General features: G+C 70.3%; 24 protein-coding genes and 1 tRNA gene. 15 read left to right on the forward strand and 10 right to left on the reverse strand.

The genetic code is table 11. From position 1 onward, the window contains the following. The first annotated feature begins 256 nt into the window (after nucleotides 1–256). Nucleotides 257–1,045, forward strand: coding sequence for a DUF1206 domain-containing protein (locus AB0A74_RS10375; protein WP_358248539.1), 789 nt, complete (start codon nucleotides 257–259; stop codon nucleotides 1,043–1,045). A 55-nt stretch (nucleotides 1,046–1,100) separates the two neighbouring features. On the opposite strand, the gene AB0A74_RS10380 is transcribed toward AB0A74_RS10375, so the two are convergent. Both AB0A74_RS10380 and AB0A74_RS10385 read right to left on the reverse strand, forming a co-directional pair. Then, entirely contained in the window at nucleotides 1,101–2,939 is a 1,839-nt protein-coding gene (locus AB0A74_RS10380; protein WP_358248540.1) for an acyl-CoA dehydrogenase, read from the reverse strand. Between the two features lie 116 nt (nucleotides 2,940–3,055). Then, complete coding sequence (locus AB0A74_RS10385; RefSeq protein WP_358248541.1) at nucleotides 3,056–3,754, reverse strand: response regulator transcription factor; 699 nt, start codon at nucleotides 3,752–3,754, stop codon at nucleotides 3,056–3,058. A 236-nt stretch (nucleotides 3,755–3,990) separates the two neighbouring features. Between AB0A74_RS10385 and AB0A74_RS10390 the strand changes: the two genes are divergently transcribed. The 4 genes from AB0A74_RS10390 to AB0A74_RS10405 all read left to right on the forward strand — a co-directional run bounded on the left by AB0A74_RS10390 (nucleotide 3,991) and on the right by AB0A74_RS10405 (nucleotide 6,894). Then, complete coding sequence (locus tag AB0A74_RS10390) at nucleotides 3,991–5,499, forward strand: sodium:solute symporter family protein (protein WP_358248542.1); 1,509 nt, start codon at nucleotides 3,991–3,993, stop codon at nucleotides 5,497–5,499. Nucleotides 5,500–5,594: 95 nt separating this feature from the next. Further along, a complete protein-coding gene (locus AB0A74_RS10395) occupies nucleotides 5,595–5,969 on the forward strand; it encodes a hypothetical protein (RefSeq protein WP_358248543.1) in 375 nt (124 codons plus the stop codon). A gap of 11 nt (nucleotides 5,970–5,980) precedes the next feature. Beyond that, nucleotides 5,981–6,436 (forward strand): MarR family transcriptional regulator, encoded by a 456-nt coding sequence (locus AB0A74_RS10400; RefSeq protein ID WP_358248544.1) that lies wholly within the window; start codon nucleotides 5,981–5,983, stop codon nucleotides 6,434–6,436. After that, the gene (locus tag AB0A74_RS10405; RefSeq protein WP_358248545.1) at nucleotides 6,433–6,894 is read left to right on the forward strand and encodes a DUF5313 family protein; all 462 of its coding nucleotides are present in this window, start codon (nucleotides 6,433–6,435) and stop codon (nucleotides 6,892–6,894) included. The genes AB0A74_RS10400 and AB0A74_RS10405 overlap by 4 nt, the downstream gene beginning before the upstream one ends. Nucleotides 6,895–7,063: 169 nt before the next feature. Here the strand turns inward: AB0A74_RS10405 and AB0A74_RS10410 are convergent. Then, nucleotides 7,064–7,134: transfer RNA gene (locus tag AB0A74_RS10410), tRNA-Gly, on the reverse strand. A 37-nt stretch (nucleotides 7,135–7,171) separates the two neighbouring features. On the opposite strand from AB0A74_RS10410, the gene dcd reads away from it, so the two are divergent. Continuing rightward, nucleotides 7,172–7,753 carry a dCTP deaminase gene (gene dcd, locus AB0A74_RS10415; protein WP_358248546.1) on the forward strand — a complete coding sequence of 194 codons (582 nt, stop codon included), beginning with the start codon at nucleotides 7,172–7,174 and terminating at the stop codon, nucleotides 7,751–7,753. On the opposite strand, the gene AB0A74_RS10420 is transcribed toward dcd, so the two are convergent. Next, complete coding sequence (locus AB0A74_RS10420; protein WP_358248547.1) at nucleotides 7,750–8,733, reverse strand: cation diffusion facilitator family transporter; 984 nt, start codon at nucleotides 8,731–8,733, stop codon at nucleotides 7,750–7,752. The two genes, dcd and AB0A74_RS10420, sit on opposite strands and share 4 nt — an antisense overlap. A gap of 83 nt (nucleotides 8,734–8,816) precedes the next feature. Here AB0A74_RS10420 and AB0A74_RS10425 point away from each other — a divergent pair, with 83 nt between their 5' ends. Beyond that, nucleotides 8,817–9,197, forward strand: a complete 381-nt coding sequence (locus AB0A74_RS10425; protein ID WP_358248548.1) for a phage holin family protein — start codon at nucleotides 8,817–8,819, stop codon at nucleotides 9,195–9,197. A gap of 54 nt (nucleotides 9,198–9,251) precedes the next feature. Here the strand turns inward: AB0A74_RS10425 and AB0A74_RS10430 are convergent, their stop codons facing one another. Continuing rightward, nucleotides 9,252–11,528, reverse strand: a complete 2,277-nt coding sequence (locus AB0A74_RS10430) for a (Fe-S)-binding protein (protein WP_358248549.1) — start codon at nucleotides 11,526–11,528, stop codon at nucleotides 9,252–9,254. Nucleotides 11,529–11,656: 128 nt separating this feature from the next. On the opposite strand from AB0A74_RS10430, the gene AB0A74_RS10435 reads away from it, so the two are divergent. From AB0A74_RS10435 to AB0A74_RS10450, 4 genes are all read left to right on the forward strand, one after another. Continuing rightward, the gene (locus AB0A74_RS10435; RefSeq protein WP_358248550.1) at nucleotides 11,657–11,983 is read left to right on the forward strand and encodes an SMR family transporter; all 327 of its coding nucleotides are present in this window, start codon (nucleotides 11,657–11,659) and stop codon (nucleotides 11,981–11,983) included. Nucleotides 11,984–12,107: 124 nt separating this feature from the next. Further along, nucleotides 12,108–12,638: a TetR family transcriptional regulator gene (locus AB0A74_RS10440; RefSeq protein WP_358248668.1), complete on the forward strand. Its 531-nt coding sequence runs from the start codon at nucleotides 12,108–12,110 to the stop codon at nucleotides 12,636–12,638. A 24-nt stretch (nucleotides 12,639–12,662) separates the two neighbouring features. Further along, entirely contained in the window at nucleotides 12,663–13,238 is a 576-nt protein-coding gene (locus tag AB0A74_RS10445) for a hypothetical protein (RefSeq protein WP_358248551.1), read from the forward strand. 105 nt (nucleotides 13,239–13,343) lie between these two features. Then, nucleotides 13,344–14,132: a DUF4097 family beta strand repeat-containing protein gene (locus AB0A74_RS10450; RefSeq protein ID WP_358248552.1), complete on the forward strand. Its 789-nt coding sequence runs from the start codon at nucleotides 13,344–13,346 to the stop codon at nucleotides 14,130–14,132. Here AB0A74_RS10450 and AB0A74_RS10455 read toward each other — a convergent pair. Both AB0A74_RS10455 and AB0A74_RS10460 read right to left on the reverse strand, forming a co-directional pair. Continuing rightward, nucleotides 14,129–14,332: a hypothetical protein gene (locus AB0A74_RS10455; protein ID WP_358248553.1), complete on the reverse strand. Its 204-nt coding sequence runs from the start codon at nucleotides 14,330–14,332 to the stop codon at nucleotides 14,129–14,131. The genes AB0A74_RS10450 and AB0A74_RS10455 overlap by 4 nt on opposite strands. Beyond that, nucleotides 14,332–14,508, reverse strand: a complete 177-nt coding sequence (locus tag AB0A74_RS10460) for a hypothetical protein (RefSeq protein WP_358248554.1) — start codon at nucleotides 14,506–14,508, stop codon at nucleotides 14,332–14,334. The genes AB0A74_RS10455 and AB0A74_RS10460 overlap by 1 nt, the downstream gene beginning before the upstream one ends. A 228-nt stretch (nucleotides 14,509–14,736) precedes the next feature. Between AB0A74_RS10460 and dnaK the strand changes: the two genes are divergently transcribed. The 4 genes from dnaK to AB0A74_RS10480 are packed head-to-tail and all read left to right on the forward strand — an operon-like array spanning nucleotide 14,737 to nucleotide 18,895. Continuing rightward, nucleotides 14,737–16,590, forward strand: coding sequence for a molecular chaperone DnaK (dnaK, locus tag AB0A74_RS10465; protein ID WP_358248555.1), 1,854 nt, complete (start codon nucleotides 14,737–14,739; stop codon nucleotides 16,588–16,590). Then, nucleotides 16,587–17,279, forward strand: coding sequence for a nucleotide exchange factor GrpE (grpE, locus tag AB0A74_RS10470; RefSeq protein ID WP_358248556.1), 693 nt, complete (start codon nucleotides 16,587–16,589; stop codon nucleotides 17,277–17,279). Before dnaK ends, grpE begins: the two co-directional genes overlap by 4 nt. A gap of 21 nt (nucleotides 17,280–17,300) precedes the next feature. Further along, the gene (dnaJ, locus tag AB0A74_RS10475; RefSeq protein WP_358248557.1) at nucleotides 17,301–18,470 is read left to right on the forward strand and encodes a molecular chaperone DnaJ; all 1,170 of its coding nucleotides are present in this window, start codon (nucleotides 17,301–17,303) and stop codon (nucleotides 18,468–18,470) included. Beyond that, a complete protein-coding gene (locus AB0A74_RS10480; protein WP_343933956.1) occupies nucleotides 18,467–18,895 on the forward strand; it encodes a helix-turn-helix transcriptional regulator in 429 nt (142 codons plus the stop codon). Before dnaJ ends, AB0A74_RS10480 begins: the two co-directional genes overlap by 4 nt. 5 nt (nucleotides 18,896–18,900) lie before the next feature. Here the strand turns inward: AB0A74_RS10480 and AB0A74_RS10485 are convergent, their stop codons facing one another. The 3 genes from AB0A74_RS10485 to AB0A74_RS10495 all read right to left on the reverse strand — a co-directional run bounded on the left by AB0A74_RS10485 (nucleotide 18,901) and on the right by AB0A74_RS10495 (nucleotide 21,290). After that, on the reverse strand, nucleotides 18,901–20,004 hold the full coding sequence (locus tag AB0A74_RS10485) for an FAD-binding oxidoreductase (RefSeq protein WP_358248558.1): 1,104 nt from the start codon (nucleotides 20,002–20,004) through the stop codon (nucleotides 18,901–18,903). 485 nt (nucleotides 20,005–20,489) lie between these two features. Next, the gene (locus AB0A74_RS10490) at nucleotides 20,490–20,870 is read right to left on the reverse strand and encodes a VOC family protein (RefSeq protein ID WP_358248559.1); all 381 of its coding nucleotides are present in this window, start codon (nucleotides 20,868–20,870) and stop codon (nucleotides 20,490–20,492) included. Nucleotides 20,871–20,912: 42 nt separating this feature from the next. Continuing rightward, nucleotides 20,913–21,290: a VOC family protein gene (locus AB0A74_RS10495; RefSeq protein WP_358248560.1), complete on the reverse strand. Its 378-nt coding sequence runs from the start codon at nucleotides 21,288–21,290 to the stop codon at nucleotides 20,913–20,915. Nucleotides 21,291–21,438: the final 148 nt, after the last annotated feature.

Raw genomic sequence — 21,438 nt, forward strand, 5'->3', positions numbered from 1 at the left:
AAAACTTTTGCTCGTTCCTCGCAAAACTTTTTGGCCCAACCCCGGGAAAGTGTGGTAGCCCTTCGGGCAGGCCGTACGGGGAGGACGGAAAAGCCAAAAGCGGGGCGCGCTGCGCGCGCCGAAGGGCGAACGCGCTGCGCGCGGCTCTCAAGCATCCTGTTGCGTGGGCGGGACGGGGTGCTGTGTGCGCGACCTGTGGTGGGCGGCTTAGGGGTGGTTGGGATCGGGTATTCACCCGATCGTGAGCGTGCATGAGGTGAGACGTCACCCGGCCGTGCAAGTCCTCGGTCGGGCGGGGATGGTGTGCTACGGGGTGGTCCACGTGCTGTTGGCCGTGTTGACCGCGCAGGTGGTGCTGGGCGACACCGGGGAGCGCACCGACCAGAAGGGTGCCGTGGCCACGTTGGCCGAGACGTCCCTCGGGCCGGTGTTGCTGTGGGTGTTGGCGGTCGGGTTGTTCGCCTTCGCGCTGTGGCAGGTGGCCATGGCGGTGTCCGGGTACCAGTGGGTGTCGCCCGAGCGCAAGCGCTGGTACCGGCGGTTCGGCTCGATCGGGCGGGCGATCACCGGGGTGGTGATCGCGATCGCGGCCATCTCCTACGCCGTCGGGTCGGGGCAGAAGAGTTCCACCGAGCAGTCGCAGACGTGGACCGCGAAGGTGTTGGCGCTGCCGTTCGGGCAGGTGCTGGTGGGCGCGGTGGCGTTGTTCGTGATCGGGCTCGGGGTGGCGGTCGCGCGCAAGGGGGTCAAGAAGTCCTTCGAGGACGACCTCGACATGTCCGAGTTGCCGGCCGGCACGCAGAAGTGGGTCGAGCGGCTCGGGCGGGTCGGGTGGATCGGCAAGGGGATCGCCTACGCGTTGATCGGCATCCTGGTCGGGTTCGCGGCGATCGAGGCGGACCCGTCCGAGTCCGGCGGGCTGGACAAGGCGCTCCACACGCTCGTGGCTCAGCCTTACGGCGTGTTCCTCCTGGCGTTGATCGCGCTCGGTTTCCTCGGCTTCGGCGTCTACTGCTTCGCGGCCGCCCGGGCGCACAAGGGCTGAAAAAAGGGCGGCTCCCCCAACGCCCTGGGGGAGCCGCCCTGGTCTTTCCGACAGATCAGAACGCGGACTCGTCGATGTCCATCAGCGAGTTGTCGGTGTTCTCGGTGATCTTGCGGCGGGCGGTCAGCTCCGGCAGGACGGTCTTCGCGAAGAAGGACGCGACCGCGACCTTGCCCTCGTAGAACGCCTTGTCCTTGGCCGACACCTGGCCGTCGAGCTTGGCCAGGGCCACCTCGGCCTGGCGCAGCAGCAGCCAGCCGACGAGCACGTCACCGGCGGTCATCAGCAGGCGGACGGTGTTCTGGCCGACCTTGTAGAGGTTGCGGACGTCCTCCTGCGAGCTGGTCAGGAAGCCGATCATCGCGCCCAGGATGCCCTGGAGGTCCTCCAGGCCCCGCTTGAGCAGCGCCCGCTCCTCCTTGAGCCGGCCGTTGCCGCCCTCGTTGTCGATGAACGACTGGATCTCGCCGTTGAGGAAGCCCAGCGCCTGGCCCTTGTCGCGGATGATCTTCCGGAAGAAGAAGTCCAGCGACTGGATGGCCGTGGTGCCCTCGTACAGGGAGTCGATCTTGGAGTCCCGGATGTACTGCTCGATCGGGTACTCCTGGAGGAAGCCGGAGCCGCCCAGGGTCTGCAGCGACTGCGCGAGCTGCTCGTAGGCCCGCTCGGAGCCGACGCCCTTGACGATCGGCAGCAGCAGGTCGTTGACCTTCTCCGCCAGCTCCTTGGCCTCGCCGCCCAGCGCGACCTTGTCCTGGAACGTGGCCGTGTAGAGGTACACGGCGCGCAGGCCCTCGGCGTAGGCCTTCTGCAGCATGAGCGAGCGGCGCACGTCCGGGTGGTGCGTGATGGTCACGCGGGGCGCGGTCTTGTCGGTCATGCGGGTCAGGTCGGCGCTCTGCACCCGCTCCTTGGCGTAGGCCAAGGCGTTCAGGTAACCGGTGGACAGCGTGCCGATGGCCTTGGTGCCGACCATCATGCGGGCGTACTCGATGACCTGGAACATCTGCGCGATGCCGTCGTGCACCTCGCCGAGCAGCCAGCCCTTGGCGGGCACGCCGTGCTGGCCGAAGGTCAGCTCGCAGGTCGTGGAGACCTTGAGGCCCATCTTGTGCTCGACGTTGGTGACGAAGGCGCCGTTGCGCTCGCCGGTCGACTCGCCGGTCTGCGGGTCGAAGTGCCACTTCGGCACCAGGAACAGCGACAGGCCCTTCGTGCCGGGCTTCGCCTCGATGCCGGGGCCCTCGGGGCGGGCCAGCACCAGGTGCATGATGTTCTCGGTCAGGTCCTGGTCACCCGAGGTGATGAACCGCTTCACACCGTCGAGGTGCCACGAGCCGTCCTCCTGGAGCACGGCCTTCGTGCGGCCCGCGCCCACGTCGGAGCCGGCGTCGGGCTCGGTGAGCACCATGGTGGCGCCCCAGCCGCGCTCGATCATGATCTCGGCCCAGCGCTTCTGCTCTTCGGTGCCGTTCTTGTGCACGACGGTCGCGAAGTTCGGACCGGCCAGGTACATGTAGATCGCCGGGTTGGCGCCCAGGATCAGCTCGGAGGCCGCCCACTGCACCGACGGCGGGATGCCGAAGCCGCCCAGCTCGTTGGGCAGCGACAGGCGGTACCACTCGCCGTCCCAGATCGCCTGGTACGACTTCTTGAAGGACTCGGGCAGCGTGGCCGAGTGCGTCTTCGGGTCGAACACGGGCGGGTTGCGGTCGGCGTCGGCGAAGGACTCCGCCAGCGGGCCCACCGCGAGGTTGTTCAGCTCGGCCAGCACGCCGCGCGCCGTGTCCTCGTCGGACTGCTCGAACGGCCCCGTGCCGAGGTGGTCCTGCACGTTGAAGACCTCGAAGAGGTTGAACTCAAGGTCTCGGACGTTGCTCTTGTAGTGACCCATCTCGTCGCTCTCTCCAAACAGGTCGGGGCGGTCCCCTACTGACCGGTAACAACAGTTTATTACCTGTCAGTAACCCCGGCAAGGGCACCCACCCGGTTGTGGCGGAGCAGACGAGATCACTTCATGTTCGAGCTGAGCAGTCCGGCCTGGTAGGCCAGCGACACGGCGTGCGTCCGGTCCCGGGCCCGCAGCTTGCGCAGGATGTTCTTCACGTGCGTGCGGACGGTCTCCACCGACACGTACAGCTCGTTGGCCACGGCCTGGTTCTCCAGCCCGTCGGCGATCAGCTGCAGCACTTCGTACTCCCGCCGCGACAGCGCCCGCCGCGACCCGGCCTCGGCGGTCGGCGTGAACCCCGCGGCCAGCGGCGCGAGCGTCGGGTCCACGTACATCCGCTCCTGGTGCCCGCGCACGATCGCCTGGAGCACCTCGCCCACCTCGCCGCCGCGCGGCACGAGCCCGCGCACGCCCGCCGCCAGCGCGCCGCGCACGTACTTCGCCGTCCGGTGCGGCTCGCGGACCAGGGAGATGACCAGCAGCTGCGGGTCGTTGCCGACCAGCAGGGTGGCCAGGTGACCCTGCGGGTCGAGCACCGAGTCCACCAGCAGCACGTCCGGCCGCAACCGCTCCTGCAGCCGCACGGCGGTGTGCAGGTGCCCGGTCGAGCCGAGCCAGTTCAGCCCCGGCGTTCGACGCACGACGGCGGAGAGGCCCTCGCGGAACAGCGGGATGGGATCGACCAGCGCGATCCCCGGCCCCGAGGCAGGCCGGGCCGCGCCCGCGGGCAGCGGGCGGCCGTTGACACCGGTTCGCATGTCCATGGGAGTTGTTCGCACGAGGGACATGACGGGATTTCGGAAAACAAAACTGTCCGTATGAGCCGGTCACGTACGTGAACAAGAGTCACAAGTGTGAGTCAGTTGGCCGGTGTGGTCTTCCGCACAGCGCAACGCGTCCGTAAGACCTACGTCACACACCCGCACGTGGGACGCCGCGCACCGCCGCCCGTTCTTTCGCGCTGCCGCCCGCCGAGGACGTTCAGGGAGGTTCGATGGGCACCCTCGACTGGCTGGTCGTAGGTGGGTACTTCTTCGTGATGGTGGCCATCGGCTACTGGTCACGTGGGCGGATCAAGAACATCGCCGACTTCTTCACCGCCGGCGGGAAGATGCCGTGGTGGCTGTCCGGCATCTCGCACCACATGTCCGGCTACAGCGCGGTCATGTTCGTGGCCTTCGCCGCCGAGGCCTACCGGCTCGGGCTCACCGTCTACATCTGGTGGGCGCTGACCATCGGCGTCGGCGTGGGCATCGGCGCGTTCCTGTGGGCGGGCGCGTGGAACCGCCTGCGCTCCAAGCACGGCGTGAAGTCGCCGCTGGAGTACCTCGCCCGCCGGTACAACGTGCCGACGCAGCAGATCATGGCGTGGGCCGGCGCGGCGTTGAAGGTCGTGGACATCGCCGCCAAGTGGGTCGCGGTCGCGTTGCTGCTCAAGGGCTTCGCGGGCGTGGAGGTGTGGCTGGGCATCACGCTCGTCGGCCTGGTCACGATGGTCTACTCGGTGCTCGGCGGCCTGTGGGCCGACGCGCTGACCGACTTCGGGCAGTTCATCATCCAGGGGTTGGCGGGCATCGCGATGTTCGTCGCGGTCGCGGCGCACTTCGGCGGCATCTCGTTCATGTGGGAGATCTGGGACAAGCTGCCGGCGTCGCACTCCGAGCCGTTGGCCGGTCAGTACACGCTGGTGTTCTTCATGGCGTTGTTCCTGATCAAGACGCTTGAGTACAACGGCGGCATGTGGAACCTGGCGCAGCGCTACATGGCCGCGCCCACCGGTGCGGCGGCGAAGCGGTCCGCGTTGCTGTCCTCGGTGCTGTGGCTGGTGTGGCCGCTCGTGCTGTTCTTCCCGATGTGGGCGGCGCCGCTGATCGTGCCGGGCATGGAGGCCAACGCGGAGCAGGCGTACGTGGAGATGGGCAAGGCCATGCTGCCCGCGGGCATGGTGGGCCTGGTGCTGGCCGGGTTCTTCTCGCACACGATGGCGATGGTGTCGTCGGACGCGAACGTGATCTCGGCCGTGATCACCCGGGACATGCTGCCGCGGCTGTGGAGGGGCGTGACCCGGCTGACCGAGGCGGCGCAGTTGCGGCTGGCGCGGATCACGACGTTCGCGTTCATCGGGTTGTCGATGACGATCGCGTTGACGGCCGACACCAAGGGGTTCGTGCTCAAGGTCGTGATCGCCCTGGTGGCGGCGACGATGGGGCCGATCGCGATCCCGTTGATGCTGGGGCTGTTGCCGTGGTTCAAGCGGGTCGGGCCGTCGGCGGCGATCTCGTCCGTGGTGGGCGGGCTCGGGACGTGGGCCGTGCTGTACGTGTTGCAGCAGAACAAGGTGGAGTTCGTGACGCAGGCGGTGATCGTGTCCTGGCCGCTGTTGGTGTCGCTCGTGCTCTACCTGGTGGTCGGGTTGGTGGTCCGGCCGGAGCCGTCGGAGGACCGGGCGGCGCTGGTCGACTCGTTGCGGAGCGACGCCGAACCGGAGCCGGCGCGCGCGTGACGGTTCGTGGTCCCGCCCCTCGATCGTGGGGGCGGGACCACACTTGTGGGCAGTCTCATGCGGTTCGTCCGGCTTGTCGCACCCACAGTGGAGGCATGGGTGCGTGGCAGCCGCGGGACGAGGTCGAGTCGGGCGCCGGGTGGCGCCTGTGGCTGGCGCTGAGCGCGCGGGTGTGGCCGGACGAGTCGTGGGACGGCACGCCCGCGGCGGCGGTGGCCGGGCTGCACGAGATCGCGTGGGAGTGCGCATCGCTCCGGTCGAGTTGCCCGGGTGACGCGCCGGTGTCGAGGTTGGTCGACTCCGTGGTGTTCGTGCTGAGCCTGCCGCTGGACCTGTGGCGGGACGACCACGTGCCGGTGGACGCGGAGCGGGCGGCGTTGCTGCACAGCGACCTGGCGGGCGTGGTCGAGCACTTCGCCGGCGTGCGGGCGGTGCTCGCGGAGGGCGGGGGCTGGGCCGAGCTCGTGTAGTGTGGGTACTAATGATTAGTGCACAAACTTTCGAGGGCGACCCGCTGGCGCTGGAGCGGCAGGTCTGCTTCGCCCTGTCCATCGCGTCCCGGAACGTGGTGGCCCTCTACCGGCCGCTGCTGGAGCCGATGAACCTGACGCACCCGCAGTACCTGGTCATGCTGGCGCTGTGGGGCAAGGCGCCCCTGTCGGTGAAGGCGCTGGCCAGGATGCTGTCGCTGGAGCCCGCCACCCTGTCGCCGCTGCTCAAGCGCCTGGAGGCCATCGGCTACGTCAACCGCACCCGCGCCGCGGCCGACGAGCGCCAGTTGGCCGTGACCCTGACCGAGGCGGGCGCGGCCCTGCGCGAACAGGCCCTGCGCATCCCGCCGGCGGTCGTCGAACGCCTCGGCATGACCCTGGACGAGCTGGAAACTCTCCACAAGGCCCTCACCCGCGTCATCGCAGCGACGGAGGCATCCCCATGACCACGCCCCCGGACAAGACGGGAACTGTCGGTCCCCGGTGGGACGATGGAGCCGGGGGCCGGAGGCCGCCGCTCCCGCTGCGTGCCTGGTACCTGGTCGGCGGCCGACTGCCGATCCGCCACCGCGAGTGGGTCTTCCACCAGGCCACGAAGCCGAGCTGGCTGGCGTGGTTCGTCGTTCGCGCGTTCCTCCAGGTCCTGCCGCTCACCGTGCTGATCACCCTGGGACTGGTCTGGGGCCTGGACTCCCCGTTGCCACTGGCCGTCGCCTGCGGCTCCCTGGGCCTGGTCGTCGGCGTGTACTTCGCGGTGTCGTACGCGATCGAAAGCACGGACCACCGCATGACCAAGTACGGCTACCCACGCGCGGCGGCCAGCACCTACCGCAAGGAACGCGCCACGGAAACCGACCGCGAGCGCCAGCTCCGGTACGACGCGGCGTGGCGTTCGGCCGAATAACACGCGACTCCGCCCGGCGGGGCGTTCGTGGTGGACGTGTCGCATCTGTCCGAAGACAAGGCGTCGCGACCGTGACCCCGGCCACCGTCGCCGCGGCCTGCCGCCGCTCGGGCCCGATCACGCCGAAGCCCCAGGTCGGTTGCTCGCGACCTGGGGCTTCGGCGTTCCGAGCGGGTGACGGGAATCGAACCCGCCTCTACAGCTTGGGAAGCTGTCGTTCTACCAATGAACTACACCCGCGTGCTGCGGCACCGATCATACACATAGGCTGTGCCCCGTGTTGTTGAGTGACCGAGATCTGCGCAAAGAGGTCGACTCGGGCCGCCTGGTGCTGGAGCCGTTCGACGACGTCATGGTGCAGCCATCCAGCATCGACGTCCGTCTCGACCGGTTCTTCCGGGTGTTCAACAACACCCGGTACACCCACATCGACCCGTCCCTCCAGCAGGACGACCTGACCTCGCTCGTCGAGACCCCCGACGACGAGCCGTTCGTGCTGCACCCCGGTGAGTTCGTGCTCGGGTCCACGTTCGAGCTGGTCACCCTCCCCGACGACCTCGCGGGTCGGTTGGAGGGCAAGTCCTCGCTCGGGCGGCTGGGTCTGCTCACGCACTCGACGGCCGGGTTCATCGACCCCGGCTTCTCCGGGCACATCACGCTGGAGCTGTCGAACGTCGCGAACCTGCCCATCACCCTCTGGCCGGGGATGAAGATCGGGCAGCTCTGCCTGTTCCGGCTCACCAGCTCCGCCGAGCACCCGTACGGGTCGCGGCAGGCGGGCAGCCGGTACCAGGGGCAGCGCGGGCCGACCCCCTCGCGGGCCTACCTGAACTTCCACCGGACCGAGACGCGCCGCTAGAGCAGGTTCCCGTACCGGGCCAGGACGCGGGACCTCAGGTCCGGGTCGGTGCGCGGCACCGGCTCCAGGAAGACCTCGTCCAGGTCCGGCCACCGGCTGCGCAGTTCGGCGTCGATGCGCACGCACGCGCGTTCCAGCTCGGCCGCGCCCAGGGCGTCGTCGAAGTCCAGCCGCGCGCACAGCAGGACGCGGTCCGTGCCGACGGCCATGGTCAGCAGGTCCACCACCTGCTCGACCTCCGGCACGTCCCGCAGGTACGCCCACACCGCCCGCACCAGCTTCGGGTCGGCCTGGCGACCGATCAGCAACCCCCGGTTGGTCGCCGCCAGCACGAACGCGGCGACCGCGAGCAGCAGGCCGATCAGCAGCGACGCCACGCCGTCCCACACCGACGACCCGGTCAGGTGGTGCAGCCCGAGCCCCGCGAACGCCAGCAGCAGCCCGACCAGCGCGGCCGAGTCCTCCATGAACACGGTCTTCACCGTCGGGTCGTCGCTCATCCGCAGGAAGGCGAGCATCGACCGCCCCTCGGCCCGCGCCTCCCGCCGCACCTGCCGCACGGCCTGCGCCCACGACACGGACTCCAGCGCGAACGCGATCGCCAGCACCGCGTACCCGACGCCGACGCTGGTCTGCTCGGTCGGCTCGCCGAACACCGTGCTGAACCCCTCGTAGAACGCGAACACCGCGCCCGACACGAAGATCGACACCGCCGCCAGCAAAGACCAGAAGTACCGGTCCTTGCCGTAGCCGAACGGGTGCCGCCGGTCCGCCGGCCGCGCGGACCGGCGCAGCGCGGTGAGCAGGAGGCCCTCGGTGAACGTGTCCGCCACCGAGTGCCCGGCCTCGGCGAGCAGCGCCGCCGACCCGGTGATCACGCCGGCGACCGCCTTCATCACCGCGATGGCGAGGTTGACCGCGAGGGCGAGCAGCACGGTCAGCGTGCTCTCGCTCTTCACCGGCTCGGGCGTGGTCGTCATGGCTCGACGGTAGGGCGGCGCCGGGACATCCGCAGGCCGCGCCTGACCCGTTCGGAGCACACCGGGGGCTAGCCTTGCGCGGCATGGGCATTCTGGTGCAGGTGCTGGTGACCGCGATCGCGGTCTGGGTCTCCACGGTCATCCCGGGCATCGACCTGGGCGAGGGCTCGACCGCCGCGAAGATCGGCACGCTGATCGGCGTCGCGCTGCTGATCGGCCTGGTGAACGCCGTGGTGAAGCCGCTGGTCAAGTTCTTCGGCTGCGTGTTCTACCTCGTCACGCTCGGCCTGATCGGCCTGGTCGTCAACGGCCTGCTGTTCTGGCTGACCGGCTGGCTGGCGGGCGAGCTGGGCCTGCCGTTCACGGTGACCGGCTTCTGGCCCGCGTTCTGGGGCGCGATCATCGTCGCCCTCACGAGCTGGGCGCTCAACATCGTCTGGGACCGGGTCCGCTCGGAGGACTGAGACGGGAGAAGGCCCCGGTCCACAGTGGACCGGGGCCTTCGCGCGCGGGGGAGGTCAGCTCTGCGAGCCGGCCTTGTCCTCCTCGGTCAGCGGGGTGCCGGAGCCGACCTCGTCGGTCGGGACGTCCGCCCGCTCCTGCTCCTGGCCCCGCCGCACGGCGGTGAGCAGCAACTGCGCCACGTCCACCACCTCGACGTGACCGCCGGCCACGCCCTCGTTCTGCCGGGCCGTCACGCCGTCGGTCAGCATCACGCGGCAGAACGGGCAGCCGGTCGCGATCTTCGACGGGGCCGTGCCGAGCGCCTCGTCCACGCGGTCGATGTTGATCCGCTTGCCGATGCGCTCTTCCATCCACATCCGCGCGCCACCGGCGCCGCAGCACATCGAGCGGTCCGCGTGCCGCGGCATCTCGCGCAGGGTCGCGCCGGACGCCCCGACCAGCTCGCGCGGGGCCTCGTAGACCTTGTTGTGCCGGCCCAGGTAGCACGGGTCGTGGTAGGTGACGTCCTCCGCCACCTCGGCCACCGGCACCAGCCGCCGCTCGCGCACCAGGCGGTTGAGCAGCTGGGTGTGGTGCACGACCTCGTACTGGCCGCCGACCTGCGGGTACTCGTTGGCCAACGTGTTGAAGCAGTGCGCGCAGGTCACGACGATCTTGCGCTTGCCCGGCTCACGGCCCTCGAACACCGTGTTCAGGACCTCGACGTTCTGCTGCGCCAGCATCTGGAACAGGAACTCGTTGCCCGCGCGCCGCGCCGGGTCGCCGGTGCAGGTCTCCTCCGGCCCGAGCACCGTGTACTTGACGCCCGCGGTGTGCAGGAGTTCGGCCACCGCCCGGGTGGTCTTCTTGGCCCGGTCCTCGAACGCGCCCGCGCAGCCGACCCAGAACAGGTACTCGGTGTCGCCCAGCTCGCCCTCGAACACGGGCACCTCGAAGTCCAGGCCCTCGGTCCACGCCAGGCGGTCCTTGGCGTTCTGGCCCCACGGGTTGCCCTTGTTCTCCAGGTTCTTGAACATGCCGCCCAGCTCGGACGGGAAGTTCGACTCGATCAGCACCTGGTAGCGGCGCATGTCGACGATGTGGTCGACGTGCTCGATGTCCACCGGGCACTGCTCGACGCACGCGCCGCACGTGGTGCAGGACCACAGCACCTCGGGGTCGATGACGCCCAGCTCGTCCGCGCCGCCGACCAGCGGCCGGTCCGCCTCGGCCAGGGCCAGGACGTCGATGGACTCCAGGCGCTTCTTGTAGTCCTCGTACTTGTCCTCGGTGATGCCGACCTCGTCGCCGGCCATGTCCCGCCGGCCGCCGGCCAGCAGGTAGGGGGCCTTGGCGAAGGCGTGGTCGCGCAGCTGGGTGATGACGAGCTTCGGCGACAGCGGCTTGCCGGTGTTCCACGCGGGGCACTGCGACTGGCAGCGACCGCACTCGGTGCAGGTGCTGAAGTCCAGCCAGCCCTTCCAGGTGAAGTCCTCGACCTTGCCGACGCCGAAGGTGTCCTTGTCGGGGTCGGCCTCCTCCAGGTCGAGGACCTTGCCGCCGCTCATCATGGGCTTGAGCGCGCCCAGGGCGACGCCGCCGTCGTCCTCGCGCTTGAAGTAGATGTTGAAGAACGCGCTGAACCGGTGCCACGCGACACCCATGGTCAGGTTCTTCGCCACGACGATGAGCCAGACGATCGCCGACGCCAGCTTGATGAACGCCATGATCGAGACCCAGTCGGGGCTCGCGGGCAGCACGTTGCTCAGCGGCGCGGTGACGAAGGACGACCACAGCGGCGGGTCCTCCAGGCCGGAGGCCTGCTTGAACGCCTTCACGCCGAGGATGCCCAGGCCCTCGATGATGACGACGGCCTCGACGAAGTAGGCCGCGCGGAAGTTCGAGCCCGCGAACCGGGACACGCGGTCGGCGCGGCGCGGGTGGTTGAGCTGGCGGATGACCGCCAGCGCGACGCCACCGACGACGGTGCCGAGGCCGAGCAGTTCGATCAGCAGCGCCCACACCGACCACGTGCCGATGACCGGCCAGTGGAAACCGGGGTAGAACACCTCGCCGTAGGCCTCGAACAGCACGGCGGAGCCGATGAGGAAGCCCCACATCACCATCCAGTGCCAGGGGGCGACCTTGCGGAACTTGGCCATCCGGGTGTGCGCGACGAACTCGACGATCAGGGTGCGCAGGCGGGGCAGGAACGGCCCGTTGCGCGTCGAGTCCGGCTGGCCCAGGCGGATGATCTTGATCATCCGGACCACACCGGCCACGAACAGACCCCAGGCGTACACGCTGACGGCGACGCCGATGGCGCCGAGGGTGAGCTGGAGGGCTCCCATGTGGTGGCGGCCTTTCTCGTCAGTCTCCTGGCTGGGCAGACTACGCCGGATTACTGGTCGGTAACCACTTGAGCGTGGCCGATCACATAAACTAGTTGAACGTTCGTTCCACTAGTTGGAGGCCCGCTGTGGTGTATCTGCTGCTCGCGCTGGCGATCGTGGGCGAGGTGACCGCGACGGTCTCGCTCAAGCTCAGCGACGGGTTCACCCGTCCGTTGCCGGTGGTGGCGGTCGTCGTCGGGTACGTCGTGGCGTTCGCGTCGCTGGGGTTCGTGCTCAAGCTCGGGATGCCGATCGGGGTCGCCTACGCGATCTGGTGCGCGTTCGGCATCGCGGCCGTGGCGGGGATCGGGGTGGTGGTGTTCGGGGAGCCGCTGAACCCGACGATGGTGGTCGGGTTGGTGCTGGTGGTCGCCGGTGTGGTCGCCATCGAGGTGGGCAGTGCCGCCGGCTGACGGCCGCCCCGGCCAGGGTGCGCCGGGCCGGGACGCGCCGGGAGACGACGGCCGGGACCGGGCCGCGCCGGCTCCCGCGAGCCGGGCCCGGGCCGTGCCCGCTGTCGTCGGCCGCAGCCGGGGCGTGCCCGCCGACGGGCGCCGGGCCCGCGGCGAGCGGCGGCGGCGGGTGATCCTCTCGGCGACGTTGCGGGTGATCGAGCGGGAGGGCGTGTCCGGGGTGTCGCACCGGGCGGTGGCGCGGGAGGCCGGGGTGCCGGTGTCCTCGACGGTCTACTACTACAGCACGCTGGACGACCTGCTGATCGCGTGCCTGAAGTGGTCGGCGAGCGAGATGGCGGTGGCGTTCGGGTCGGTGAGCCCCACGCCGTCGTCGGTGGCCCGGTTCCTGGCGGACGCGGTCGGGCCGCACCGCGGGCGGACGCTCGCGGAGTACGAGCTGTACCTGTTCGCGGCCCGGCGGCCGGAGCTGCGTCCGGCGGCGCGGCGGTGGATCACGCTGCTGTCGTCGGTGTTCGGCACCATGCAGCCGGCGGCCTTCCTCGGGTTCGTCGCGGCGCTGGACGGGCTGCTGATCCAGGGCCTGATCGCGGATTTCCCCCCAACGGCGGAACAGTTGGAGCCGGTCGTGTCCCTTCTGATGCCTCCCCGATGACCTTCACGCGGGACACTGGGTGGCATGAGGTTCGCCGGGCGTGAGTCGTGGCAGGTGTCCCACGGCACGAACCAGACGGTCAACACCGCTCTGTTCCTGCGGGACACGCTGGCGCTGTCGGTCGACACCGTGCCGGAGCTGCCCGGCCTGGACCCGTCGGTCCCGGTGTTCGTGCCGCCCGGGGTGGACCGGGCGGGCGCGGCCGAGGAGTGGCTCGGCTGGTGGGCCGACGTGCTCGACCACGCCCGGACGGAGGTGCCCTCGGCGGCGGCCCCGATCGACCCCGCCGGGCCTTCGCTGGCGGTGCGGCCCGCGCTGCGGGCCGCCGTGCTCGCCCTGCAGGACGCCGCCGCCGAGTACGACCGGGTGCACGCGAACCGGACGCCCGGGGCGTTGCCGATCGGTGAGGTCGTGCGCGGGGTGGAGAACCGGATCGGGCGGTACGTGAAGCCGTTCCGGCTGGTGATCACGGTGGTGTCGGTGCAGGGGTTGGTGTGGGAGCGGATGACCGAGTCGCACGTCATCGCCTCCGAGCGGTTCCTCGGCGACCCGGCCCGGTGCGCTCCCGCCCTGCGGGCCGTCGTGGAGTCCCTGGCCTGAGGGTAGGGCCAGCCCCAGTACGGGTCGGGGGTCTTCCCGGTGTTCCGGCGCGTGCGCGGACGCATAGGTTTGGTGGCGTTCAAGGGCTGGAGCTAGGGGGCAGTGGTGGGCAAGCGGGTCGCGGTGGCGGTTCTCGGGGTGGTCGTCGGTGTCGGGGCGGTGGCCGGGTGCGTGCGGCTGGTCCAGGAGACGTTCTCCGACCAGGGCAGCGTCACCGAGAAGGTGGTGGCCGTCCGGGTGCAGAACGACTCCGGCCGCGTCACCGTGCGCGGGCGGGACGGGGTCGCCGCGGTCGAGGTGAAGCGGACCGTCCAGTACTCCCGCAACGACGACAAGCCGTCCGGGCAGACCTACCGCGTCGAGGGCGACACGCTCGTGCTCGACGACTGCGGGCGCAACTGCTCCGTGGACTACGAGGTCACCGTGCCCGGCAAGGACGTGAAGGTCCTCGGCGAGAACGGGTCGGGCGACCTGACGTTCGAGGGGGTCGCGAGCGTCGACATCAGGCTCGGCTCCGGGGACGTGACCGTGCGGGACGTGACCGGGTCGGCCAAGGTCGAGAACGGCTCGGGGGACGTGACCGCCTCCAACGTCGCCGGCGCGTTCCGGGGGGACGTCGGCTCCGGCCGGGCCAAGCTGACCGACATGCGGGGTGAGGTGTCGGTGGTCAACGACTCCGGGGACGTCGAGGTCGGCATGGCGGCCGTGCAGGCCGTGCACGCCGAGTCCGGGTCCGGTGACGTGCACGTCCGGCTGCCGAAGGCGACCTACCGCGTCGAGGTCGAGACCGGCAGCGGCGAGCGGACCTTGGGGGTGGCCAGCGACCCGGCCGCGACCATCTCCGTGGTGGCGAAGTCCGGGAGCGGGGACGTGAGCGTGCAGCCGGCGCTCTAGGCGCTCTGCTCGTACGCCGCCCGCAGCAGGGCCTCCACCTCGCCGTCCACGTCGTCGGCCCCGGTCAGCGCCACCCGGTGGGTGGACTGGCCGGGGCCGCCGGGCGTGAGCCGGCCGCTGACCGGGGCGTCGGTGAAGCGCAGGCCGAGGTCCACCCGGGCGGCCAGGGCCCGGACGGCGGCCCCGCACGAACGGGACATTAGGTGGACCGGCCCTCCAGGCGCACGTCCTCGCCCAGGCCCAGCGCCAGGACCGCGACGCGGTCGTAGACGGGTCGCAGGGCGGCCTTGCTCCCGTGTACTGGGAGTCGACGTGCTCCGCCACGGTCGGCTCGACCCAGCCGGCGCGGCGAGCGGCGGCGTCGGCGATGGTCCACCGCGAGTTCTGCTTCACGCCGTGTTCGTCGCGCAGCCACGCCCGCACGGCCTTCTGGCCTGGTGTGAGTGTCCCGGATCACGCCCCGGCGGGAACACCCGAAGGGCCCCGTCCGTTGGACAGGCAGAGAAATTGAGCCCAGTGGACTCAAGTCCGCAGATCCTGGCAAACTTGAGCGCACGCCGCTCAACGCGGGGCTCTCACAGACGCACTACCAGGAGGAATCCAAATGGCGCGAGCGGTCGGCATCGACCTGGGGACGACCAACTCCGTCGTCGCGGTTCTCGAAGGTGGCGAGCCGACGGTGATCGCCAACTCCGAGGGTTCGCGGACGACCCCGTCCATCGTCGCGTTCGCCAAGAACGGCGAGGTGCTCACCGGTCAGCCCGCCAAGAACCAGGCGGTGACCAACGTCGACCGGACCATCCGGTCGGTCAAGCGGCACATCGGCACGAACTGGACGACCGAGATCGACGGCAAGAAGTACACGCCGCAGGAGATCAGCGCGCGCGTGCTGATGAAGCTCAAGCGCGACGCCGAGGCGTACCTGGGCGAGGAGATCACCGACGCCGTGATCACCGTGCCCGCCTACTTCGAGGACGCGCAGCGCCAGGCCACCAAGGAGGCCGGTCAGATCGCGGGCCTCAACGTGCTGCGCATCGTCAACGAGCCCACCTCCGCCGCCCTGGCCTACGGCCTGGACAAGGGCGAGAAGGAGCAGACCATCCTGGTCTTCGACCTCGGTGGCGGCACGTTCGACGTCTCGCTGCTGGAGCTGGGCGACGGCGTCGTCGAGGTCCGCGCGACCTCCGGTGACAACCACCTCGGCGGCGACGACTGGGACCAGCGCGTCGTGGACTGGCTGGTCGAGCGCTTCAAGCAGTCCAACGGCATCGACCTGACCAAGGACAAGATGGCCCTCCAGCGGATCCGCGAGGCCGCCGAGAAGGCCAAGATCGAGCTGTCCAGCTCGTCGCAGGCCACCATCAACCTGCCCTACATCACGGTCGACGCGGACAAGAACCCGCTGTTCCTGGACGAGACGCTGTCCCGCGCCGAGTTCCAGCGCATCACCAACGACCTGCTGGAGCGCACCCGCGCCCCGTTCAACAACGTGATCAAGGACGCCGGCATCTCCGTCGGCGACATCGACCACGTGGTGCTGGTCGGCGGTTCCACCCGCATGCCGGCCGTGGCCGAGCTGGTCAAGGAGCTGACCGGCGGCCGTGAGCCGAACAAGGGCGTGAACCCGGACGAGGTCGTCGCGGTCGGCGCGGCCCTGCAGGCCGGTGTGCTCAAGGGCGAGGTCAAGGACGTCCTGCTGCTCGACGTCACCCCGCTGTCCCTGGGCATCGAGACCAAGGGCGGCGTGATGACCAAGCTCATCGAGCGCAACACGACCATCCCGACCAAGCGGTCCGAGATCTTCACCACGGCCGACGACAACCAGCCGTCCGTGCAGATCCAGGTCTTCCAGGGCGAGCGCGACTTCGCCGCGGACAACAAGAAGCTCGGCATGTTCGAGCTGACCGGCCTGCCGCCGGCGCCGCGCGGCGTCCCGCAGATCGAGGTCACCTTCGACATCGACGCCAACGGCATCGTGCACGTGTCCGCCAAGGACATGGGCACCGGCAAGGAACAGCGGATGACGATCACCGGCGGCTCGGCGCTGCCGAAGGACGACATCGACCGCATGATCAAGGACGCCGAGGCGCACGCCGAGGAGGACAAGCGCCGCCGCGAGGAGGCCGAGGTCCGCAACCAGGCCGAGACGCTGGTTTACCAGACCGAGAAGGTCGTCAAGGAGAACGACGACAAGATCCCGGCCGAGGTCAAGGACAAGGTCAAGGCCGCGATCGACGAGACCAACGAGGCCCTCAAGGGCACCGACATCGCCAAGGTCCGCACCGCGGTGGAGAAGCTGGCCACCGAGTCGCAGGCGATCGGCCAGGCCATGTACGCCAACGCCGCCCCCACCCCGGGCGCGACGGCCGGCGACGGCGCCTCCGCGCCGGGCGCCGGTGACGCCAAGGCCGACGACGTCGTGGACGCCGAGATCGTGGACGAGGACGAGAAGAAGTGACCCGGCCCGAGGAGCAGCCGCACGTGGTGGTGCGCGACCGCCGACGCATCGACCCGGAGACGGGCCAGGTGCGCCCGCCGGCCGCGGACGCCGACGGGCCCGTGGACGAGCCCCCCGTGGAGGGCGGTCGGCACGCCGCCGGCGAGGAAGAGCCCGGGGACGGGGGTGGCCGCCACGTCGCCCCCGACGCCACCCCCGACGCCGAGCCCGCGGAGGTGGACCCGGCCGCGGAGCTGAAGGCCCAGCTCGACGAGCGGACCGCGGACCTCCAGCGCCTCACCGCCGAGTACGCCAACTACCGCAAGCGCGTCGAGCGCGACCGGGAGCTGGTGGTCACCACGGCCAAGGCGCAGGTGGCCGCCGACCTGCTGGCCGTGCTCGACGACGTCGAGCGGGCCGACGCGCACGGCGACCTGACCGGCGCGTTCAAGGCGGTCGCGGACAAGCTGGTCGGCGCGCTGACCAAGGCCGGCCTGGAGCCGTTCGGGCACGAGGGCGAGGAGTTCGACCCCTCCGTGCACGAGGCCGTGCAGCACGCCACGTCCCCGGACGTGAGCGGGCCGACCGTGACGGCCGTGCTGCGGCGCGGCTACCGGTTCGGCGACCGGGTGCTGCGGCCCGCGCTGGTCGGGGTCACCGACCACGAGCCGGCCGCGGCGGAGGAATCGACCGGACAACAGCAGGACTGAGCGAGAGGGGGCGGCGTCCGGATGAGTGCTCGGGATTGGATCGAGAAGGACTTCTACCGGGAGCTGGGCGTCTCCTCCGACGCCTCGGCCGACGAGATCAAGAAGGCGTACCGGAAGTTGGCGCGGGAGCTGCACCCCGACGCCAACCCCGGTGACGCCAAGGCGGAGGCGCGCTTCAAGGCGGTCTCCGAGGCGTACGGCGTGCTGTCGGACGCCGCCAAGCGCAAGCAGTACGACGAGGCCCGCCGCCTGTTCGCGGGCGGCGGCGGCTTCCCGGGCGGGTTCGGGCAGGGCGGCGGCTTCGACGTCGGCGACCTGTTCGGCCGCGCCGGGCAGCAGACCGGCGGCATGGGCGGCCTGGGCGACCTGCTCGGCGGCCTGTTCAACCGGCGCGGCGGCGGCACGTCCGCCTCGGCGACCCGGCCCCGGCGGGGCGAGGACGTCGAGACCGACGTGCGGATCGACTTCACCGAGGCGGTCAAGGGCGCGACCGTGCCGATGCGGCTGTCCAGCCCGTCGACGTGCTCGACGTGCTCGGGCTCCGGCGCGCGGCCGGGCACCTCGCCCCGGACGTGCACCAACTGCGGCGGCGCGGGCCTGGTGACCCGCAGCCAGGGCGCGTTCGCGTTCTCCGAGCCGTGCACCGACTGCCGGGGCACCGGCCGCATCGTCGACGACCCGTGCCCGGAGTGCGGCGGCGACGGCGTCTCCACCAAGACGCGCACGCTGACCATCCGCATCCCGGCGGGCGTGGACGACGGCCAGCGCATCCGCCTGGCCGGGCAGGGCGAGCCGGGTCGCAACGGCGGTCCCAGCGGCGACCTGTACGTCCGCGTGCACGTCAACCCGGACCCGGTGTTCGGCCGCAGCGGCGACAACCTCACCGTCACCGTCCCGGTGACGTTCCCCGAACTGGCGCTGGGCACGACGTTGACCGTGCCCACGCTCGACGGCAAGGTGACCTTGAAGGTGCCCGCCGGCACGGCGTCGGGCCGGGTGCTGCGCGCCAAGGGCAAGGGCATCGCCAAGCGGGACGGGCAGGTCGGCGACCTGCTCATCACGCTGCAGGTGGCGGTCCCGAACAACATGGACGCGGCGGCCCGCGAGGCGCTGGAGGCCTACGCCTCGGCGACCGCGCGGCACGACCCGAGGGCGGACCTCAACGCCTTGGTGGAGAAGAGGTCGACATGACTTTTCCGTTCCCCCCGGGAACAGACGAGGACACGCCGTTCTTCGTGATCTCCGTGGCGGCGCAGCTGTCCGGCCTGCACGCGCAGACCCTCCGGTCCTACGACCGGATGGGGCTGGTGTCGCCGGGGCGGACCCCCGGCGGTGGTCGGCGGTACTCGATGCGGGACATCGTGCTGTTGCGCGAGGTCCAGCGGCTCTCCCAGGAGGAGGGCGTGAACCTGGCCGGGATCAAGCGGATCATCGAGCTGGAGAACGAGGTCGGTGCGCTGCGGGCGAAGGTGTCCGAGCTGACCGAGCAACTGGCCCAGGCGTTGGCGGCGGCGGAGCACGCGGCGGCTTCGGTGCACCGGTCGCTGCGCCGTGACCTGGTCCCGGTCCGCCAGGAGACCGCCCTGGTCGTCTGGAAGCCGAACCGGAAGCGCTGACGCGGTCAGTCGAGGGTGAACGGGTCGTACTTGATGCGGTCCAGCGGGGTGCCGGCCACGAGCATGCGGGACACCGTCGCCCTGATCATCGACGGCGAGCCGCACACCAGGACGTCCCGGTCCTCCCACGCGCCGTAGCGGGTGACCACGTCGGCCAGGGTGCCCTGCTCGACGCCCCGCGCGCCCGGGTCGGACTCCAGGACCGGGACGACCGTGAGCCACGGGTTGGTCATCGCGAAGCGCTGGAGGTTGTCCAGGTCGTACAGGTCCTCGCGGGTCCGGCCGCCCACGAACAGGTGGGTCCGCGGGTTCTCGCCCCACTGGGCCATCTCGTCGACGATCGCGTGCATCGGGGCCACGCCCGTGCCGCCGGCGACCATGAGGACGTCGCGGCCGGACTTCCGGTCCACGTGCAGGCGGCCCATCGGCGGGCCGATGCGCCACACGTCGCCCGGCTGGGTGTGGCCGACGATGGAGCGGCTGACCCAGCCGCCCTCCACCGAGCGGATGTGGAACTCGATGATGCCGTCCTCGCGCGGGGCGTTGGCCGGCGAGAAGTACCGCCACAGCCGCGCGCGCTGGGGCGTCTCCACGCTCACGTACTGGCCGGCGCGGTAGCCGACGGGGTGGTCGGGCTGCAGGCGCACCACGGCCAGGTCCCAGCTCACGCGCTGGTGCTCCAGCACGGTGGCGTGCCAGTACGCCGGGCCCTCGTCGGCCGCCGCCGCCTCCTGCATGGCGCGGGCCATGATCGTGTAGGCCTCGGCCCACGCCAGCTCGACCTGGGGCGTCCAGGCGGGGCCGGCGTGCTTCTTCACCGCGGCCAGCAGGGCGGTCCCGACCGACTCGTAGTGCACGTTGACCACGCCGAACTTGCGGTGGTCGCGGCCGAGCTGGCGCAGGAAGGGGATCAGGTCGTCCGGTCGGTCGACCATCTGGACGACGTGGACCAGTGCGCGCAGCAGGCGGCTGCGCTGCACCTCCATGTTCGCCGGGAACATCTCACGGGTGGCCGGCGCGAGGCTGAAGAGCATTCCGTAGAAGAACTTGGCGACCTCTTCGGCGCGCGGCTCGACGACCGCCCAGCTCTCCCTGATCAGGCGCACCATTGCGGTGACACCCGGTGGGGGTTCTCGGTGGGGCGGGCTCGGGATGGGGCTCAACACAGCGTTCGCAGTCATGGTCCGGGCGCAGTCTCCACGTTTCCAGCGCCGTCAGCAAGGCGCATCGTCCTCGTCAAGCTTCCATCCCCGACGAACCGAGGCTAACCCGTCAACTGGCCGACTGACTCCTTGATGCCACCTTCGAGTGCAGTGCGATCACGGTCGGTCGCGGACCGTTCGCCCCTTCGAGCGAACATTCGTGATGACCTGTACCGGGTCTGCGGATTGCGTCCAACGGAGAGGCGAGTACCCCGCCCGAGCACGCGTTTAACGGGTCCCCGAGATCGCGTGAGGCGGGGGTCTCACCCTCTTAGACGTACTGTCCCCGCACCGGTGCGGTGATCCGCTCCGGCCTGTGGATTCACACCTGGGGATTGTGGATAACAGGGGTCCGCGTGTGGACAACGCGTTGCGACATGTGGGTGACGAGGTCAGGAGGTCGCGGCGCGCTCGGCTGCACTGCGTTCGACGCAGAACTCGTTGCCCTCGGGGTCGGCGAGCACGACCCAGCCGGTGCCGTCAGGGCGGCGCTGGTCGTCCACCAGGGTGGCGCCGAGGCCGCGCAGCCGCTCCACCTCCTCGTCGCGGGTGGTGTCGGGCTGGAGGTCGAGGTGGAGGCGGTTCTTCATCGACTTGCCCTCGGGGACCTGGATGAACAGCAGGCTCGGGCCGGTCGGCAGTTCGACCAGGCACTCCGCGTCGCCGGGCTCGTCCTCCTCCGAGACCGGGTGGCCGGTGACCTGGCTCCAGAAGGCGGCGAGGGCGTAGGCGTCTTTGCAGTCGACGGTGATGTGGTGCAGCAGTGAACTCATGCGCAGATCTTGATGCGGGCGTGCGGACGGGCGCACGCCGATTTAGCCGCCGTACGGGACGGTGATGATCTCCAGGCTGTGCCCGTTGGGGTCGTCGAAGTAGACGCCCCGGCCGCCGTCGTGGGTGTTGATCTCGCCGGGCTGCCGGTGGAACGGGTCCGCCCAGTACGGCAGGCCGCGCTCCTTCACGCGCCCGAAGATGGCATCGAAGTCGTCGTCGCCCACCAGGAACGCGTAGTGCTGCGGCGTGATGTCCCCCTCGACCGTCATGACGTCGAGGGAGACCTCGTTGTCGGTGCCGACGACGAGGAACGGGCCGTAGGGGGTGGCGGGGGCGAAGCCGAAGACCTCGACCAGGAAGTCGGCGGTGGCGCGGGCGTCGCGGGCGGACACGATGGTGTGGTTCAGCTTGACGGTCATGGCACCGACGCTAGGACTTCGAGTTCGGTCGAGGTCAAAAGGTCGAGGCCGGGGGTGGCCGTGGCGGGCGTCACACCACTTGGGCTAGGTTGAGTGGAACGGACTCAACTTTTCTGACGTTGAGGTGAGTGGTAGCCGGTGGTGCGCC

The sequence above is a fragment of the Saccharothrix sp. NPDC042600 genome, assembly GCF_040647305.1.
Lineage (GTDB): Bacteria > Actinomycetota > Actinomycetes > Mycobacteriales > Pseudonocardiaceae > Actinosynnema > Actinosynnema mutabilis.

What these genes read in the sequence shown, in the direction of transcription:
- AB0A74_RS10390 (WP_358248542.1), top strand. Translation starts at nt 3,991, where the DNA reads ATGGGCACCCTCGACTGGCTGGTCGTAGGTGGGTACTTCTTCGTGATG.
- AB0A74_RS10495 (WP_358248560.1), bottom strand. Translation starts at nt 21,290, where the DNA reads ATGACCGTCAAGCTGAACCACACCATCGTGTCCGCCCGCGACGCCCGC.
- dnaJ (WP_358248557.1), top strand. Translation starts at nt 17,301, where the DNA reads ATGAGTGCTCGGGATTGGATCGAGAAGGACTTCTACCGGGAGCTGGGC.
- AB0A74_RS10385 (WP_358248541.1), bottom strand. Translation starts at nt 3,754, where the DNA reads ATGCGAACCGGTGTCAACGGCCGCCCGCTGCCCGCGGGCGCGGCCCGG.
- AB0A74_RS10490 (WP_358248559.1), bottom strand. Translation starts at nt 20,870, where the DNA reads ATGAGTTCACTGCTGCACCACATCACCGTCGACTGCAAAGACGCCTAC.
- AB0A74_RS10420 (WP_358248547.1), bottom strand. Translation starts at nt 8,733, where the DNA reads ATGACGACCACGCCCGAGCCGGTGAAGAGCGAGAGCACGCTGACCGTG.
- AB0A74_RS10400 (WP_358248544.1), top strand. Translation starts at nt 5,981, where the DNA reads ATGATTAGTGCACAAACTTTCGAGGGCGACCCGCTGGCGCTGGAGCGG.
- AB0A74_RS10380 (WP_358248540.1), bottom strand. Translation starts at nt 2,939, where the DNA reads ATGGGTCACTACAAGAGCAACGTCCGAGACCTTGAGTTCAACCTCTTC.
- AB0A74_RS10455 (WP_358248553.1), bottom strand. Translation starts at nt 14,332, where the DNA reads ATGTCCCGTTCGTGCGGGGCCGCCGTCCGGGCCCTGGCCGCCCGGGTG.
- AB0A74_RS10405 (WP_358248545.1), top strand. Translation starts at nt 6,433, where the DNA reads ATGACCACGCCCCCGGACAAGACGGGAACTGTCGGTCCCCGGTGGGAC.
- AB0A74_RS10480 (WP_343933956.1), top strand. Translation starts at nt 18,467, where the DNA reads ATGACTTTTCCGTTCCCCCCGGGAACAGACGAGGACACGCCGTTCTTC.
- AB0A74_RS10425 (WP_358248548.1), top strand. Translation starts at nt 8,817, where the DNA reads ATGGGCATTCTGGTGCAGGTGCTGGTGACCGCGATCGCGGTCTGGGTC.
- AB0A74_RS10430 (WP_358248549.1), bottom strand. Translation starts at nt 11,528, where the DNA reads ATGGGAGCCCTCCAGCTCACCCTCGGCGCCATCGGCGTCGCCGTCAGC.
- AB0A74_RS10485 (WP_358248558.1), bottom strand. Translation starts at nt 20,004, where the DNA reads ATGGTGCGCCTGATCAGGGAGAGCTGGGCGGTCGTCGAGCCGCGCGCC.
- AB0A74_RS10395 (WP_358248543.1), top strand. Translation starts at nt 5,595, where the DNA reads ATGGGTGCGTGGCAGCCGCGGGACGAGGTCGAGTCGGGCGCCGGGTGG.
- dnaK (WP_358248555.1), top strand. Translation starts at nt 14,737, where the DNA reads ATGGCGCGAGCGGTCGGCATCGACCTGGGGACGACCAACTCCGTCGTC.
- AB0A74_RS10445 (WP_358248551.1), top strand. Translation starts at nt 12,663, where the DNA reads ATGAGGTTCGCCGGGCGTGAGTCGTGGCAGGTGTCCCACGGCACGAAC.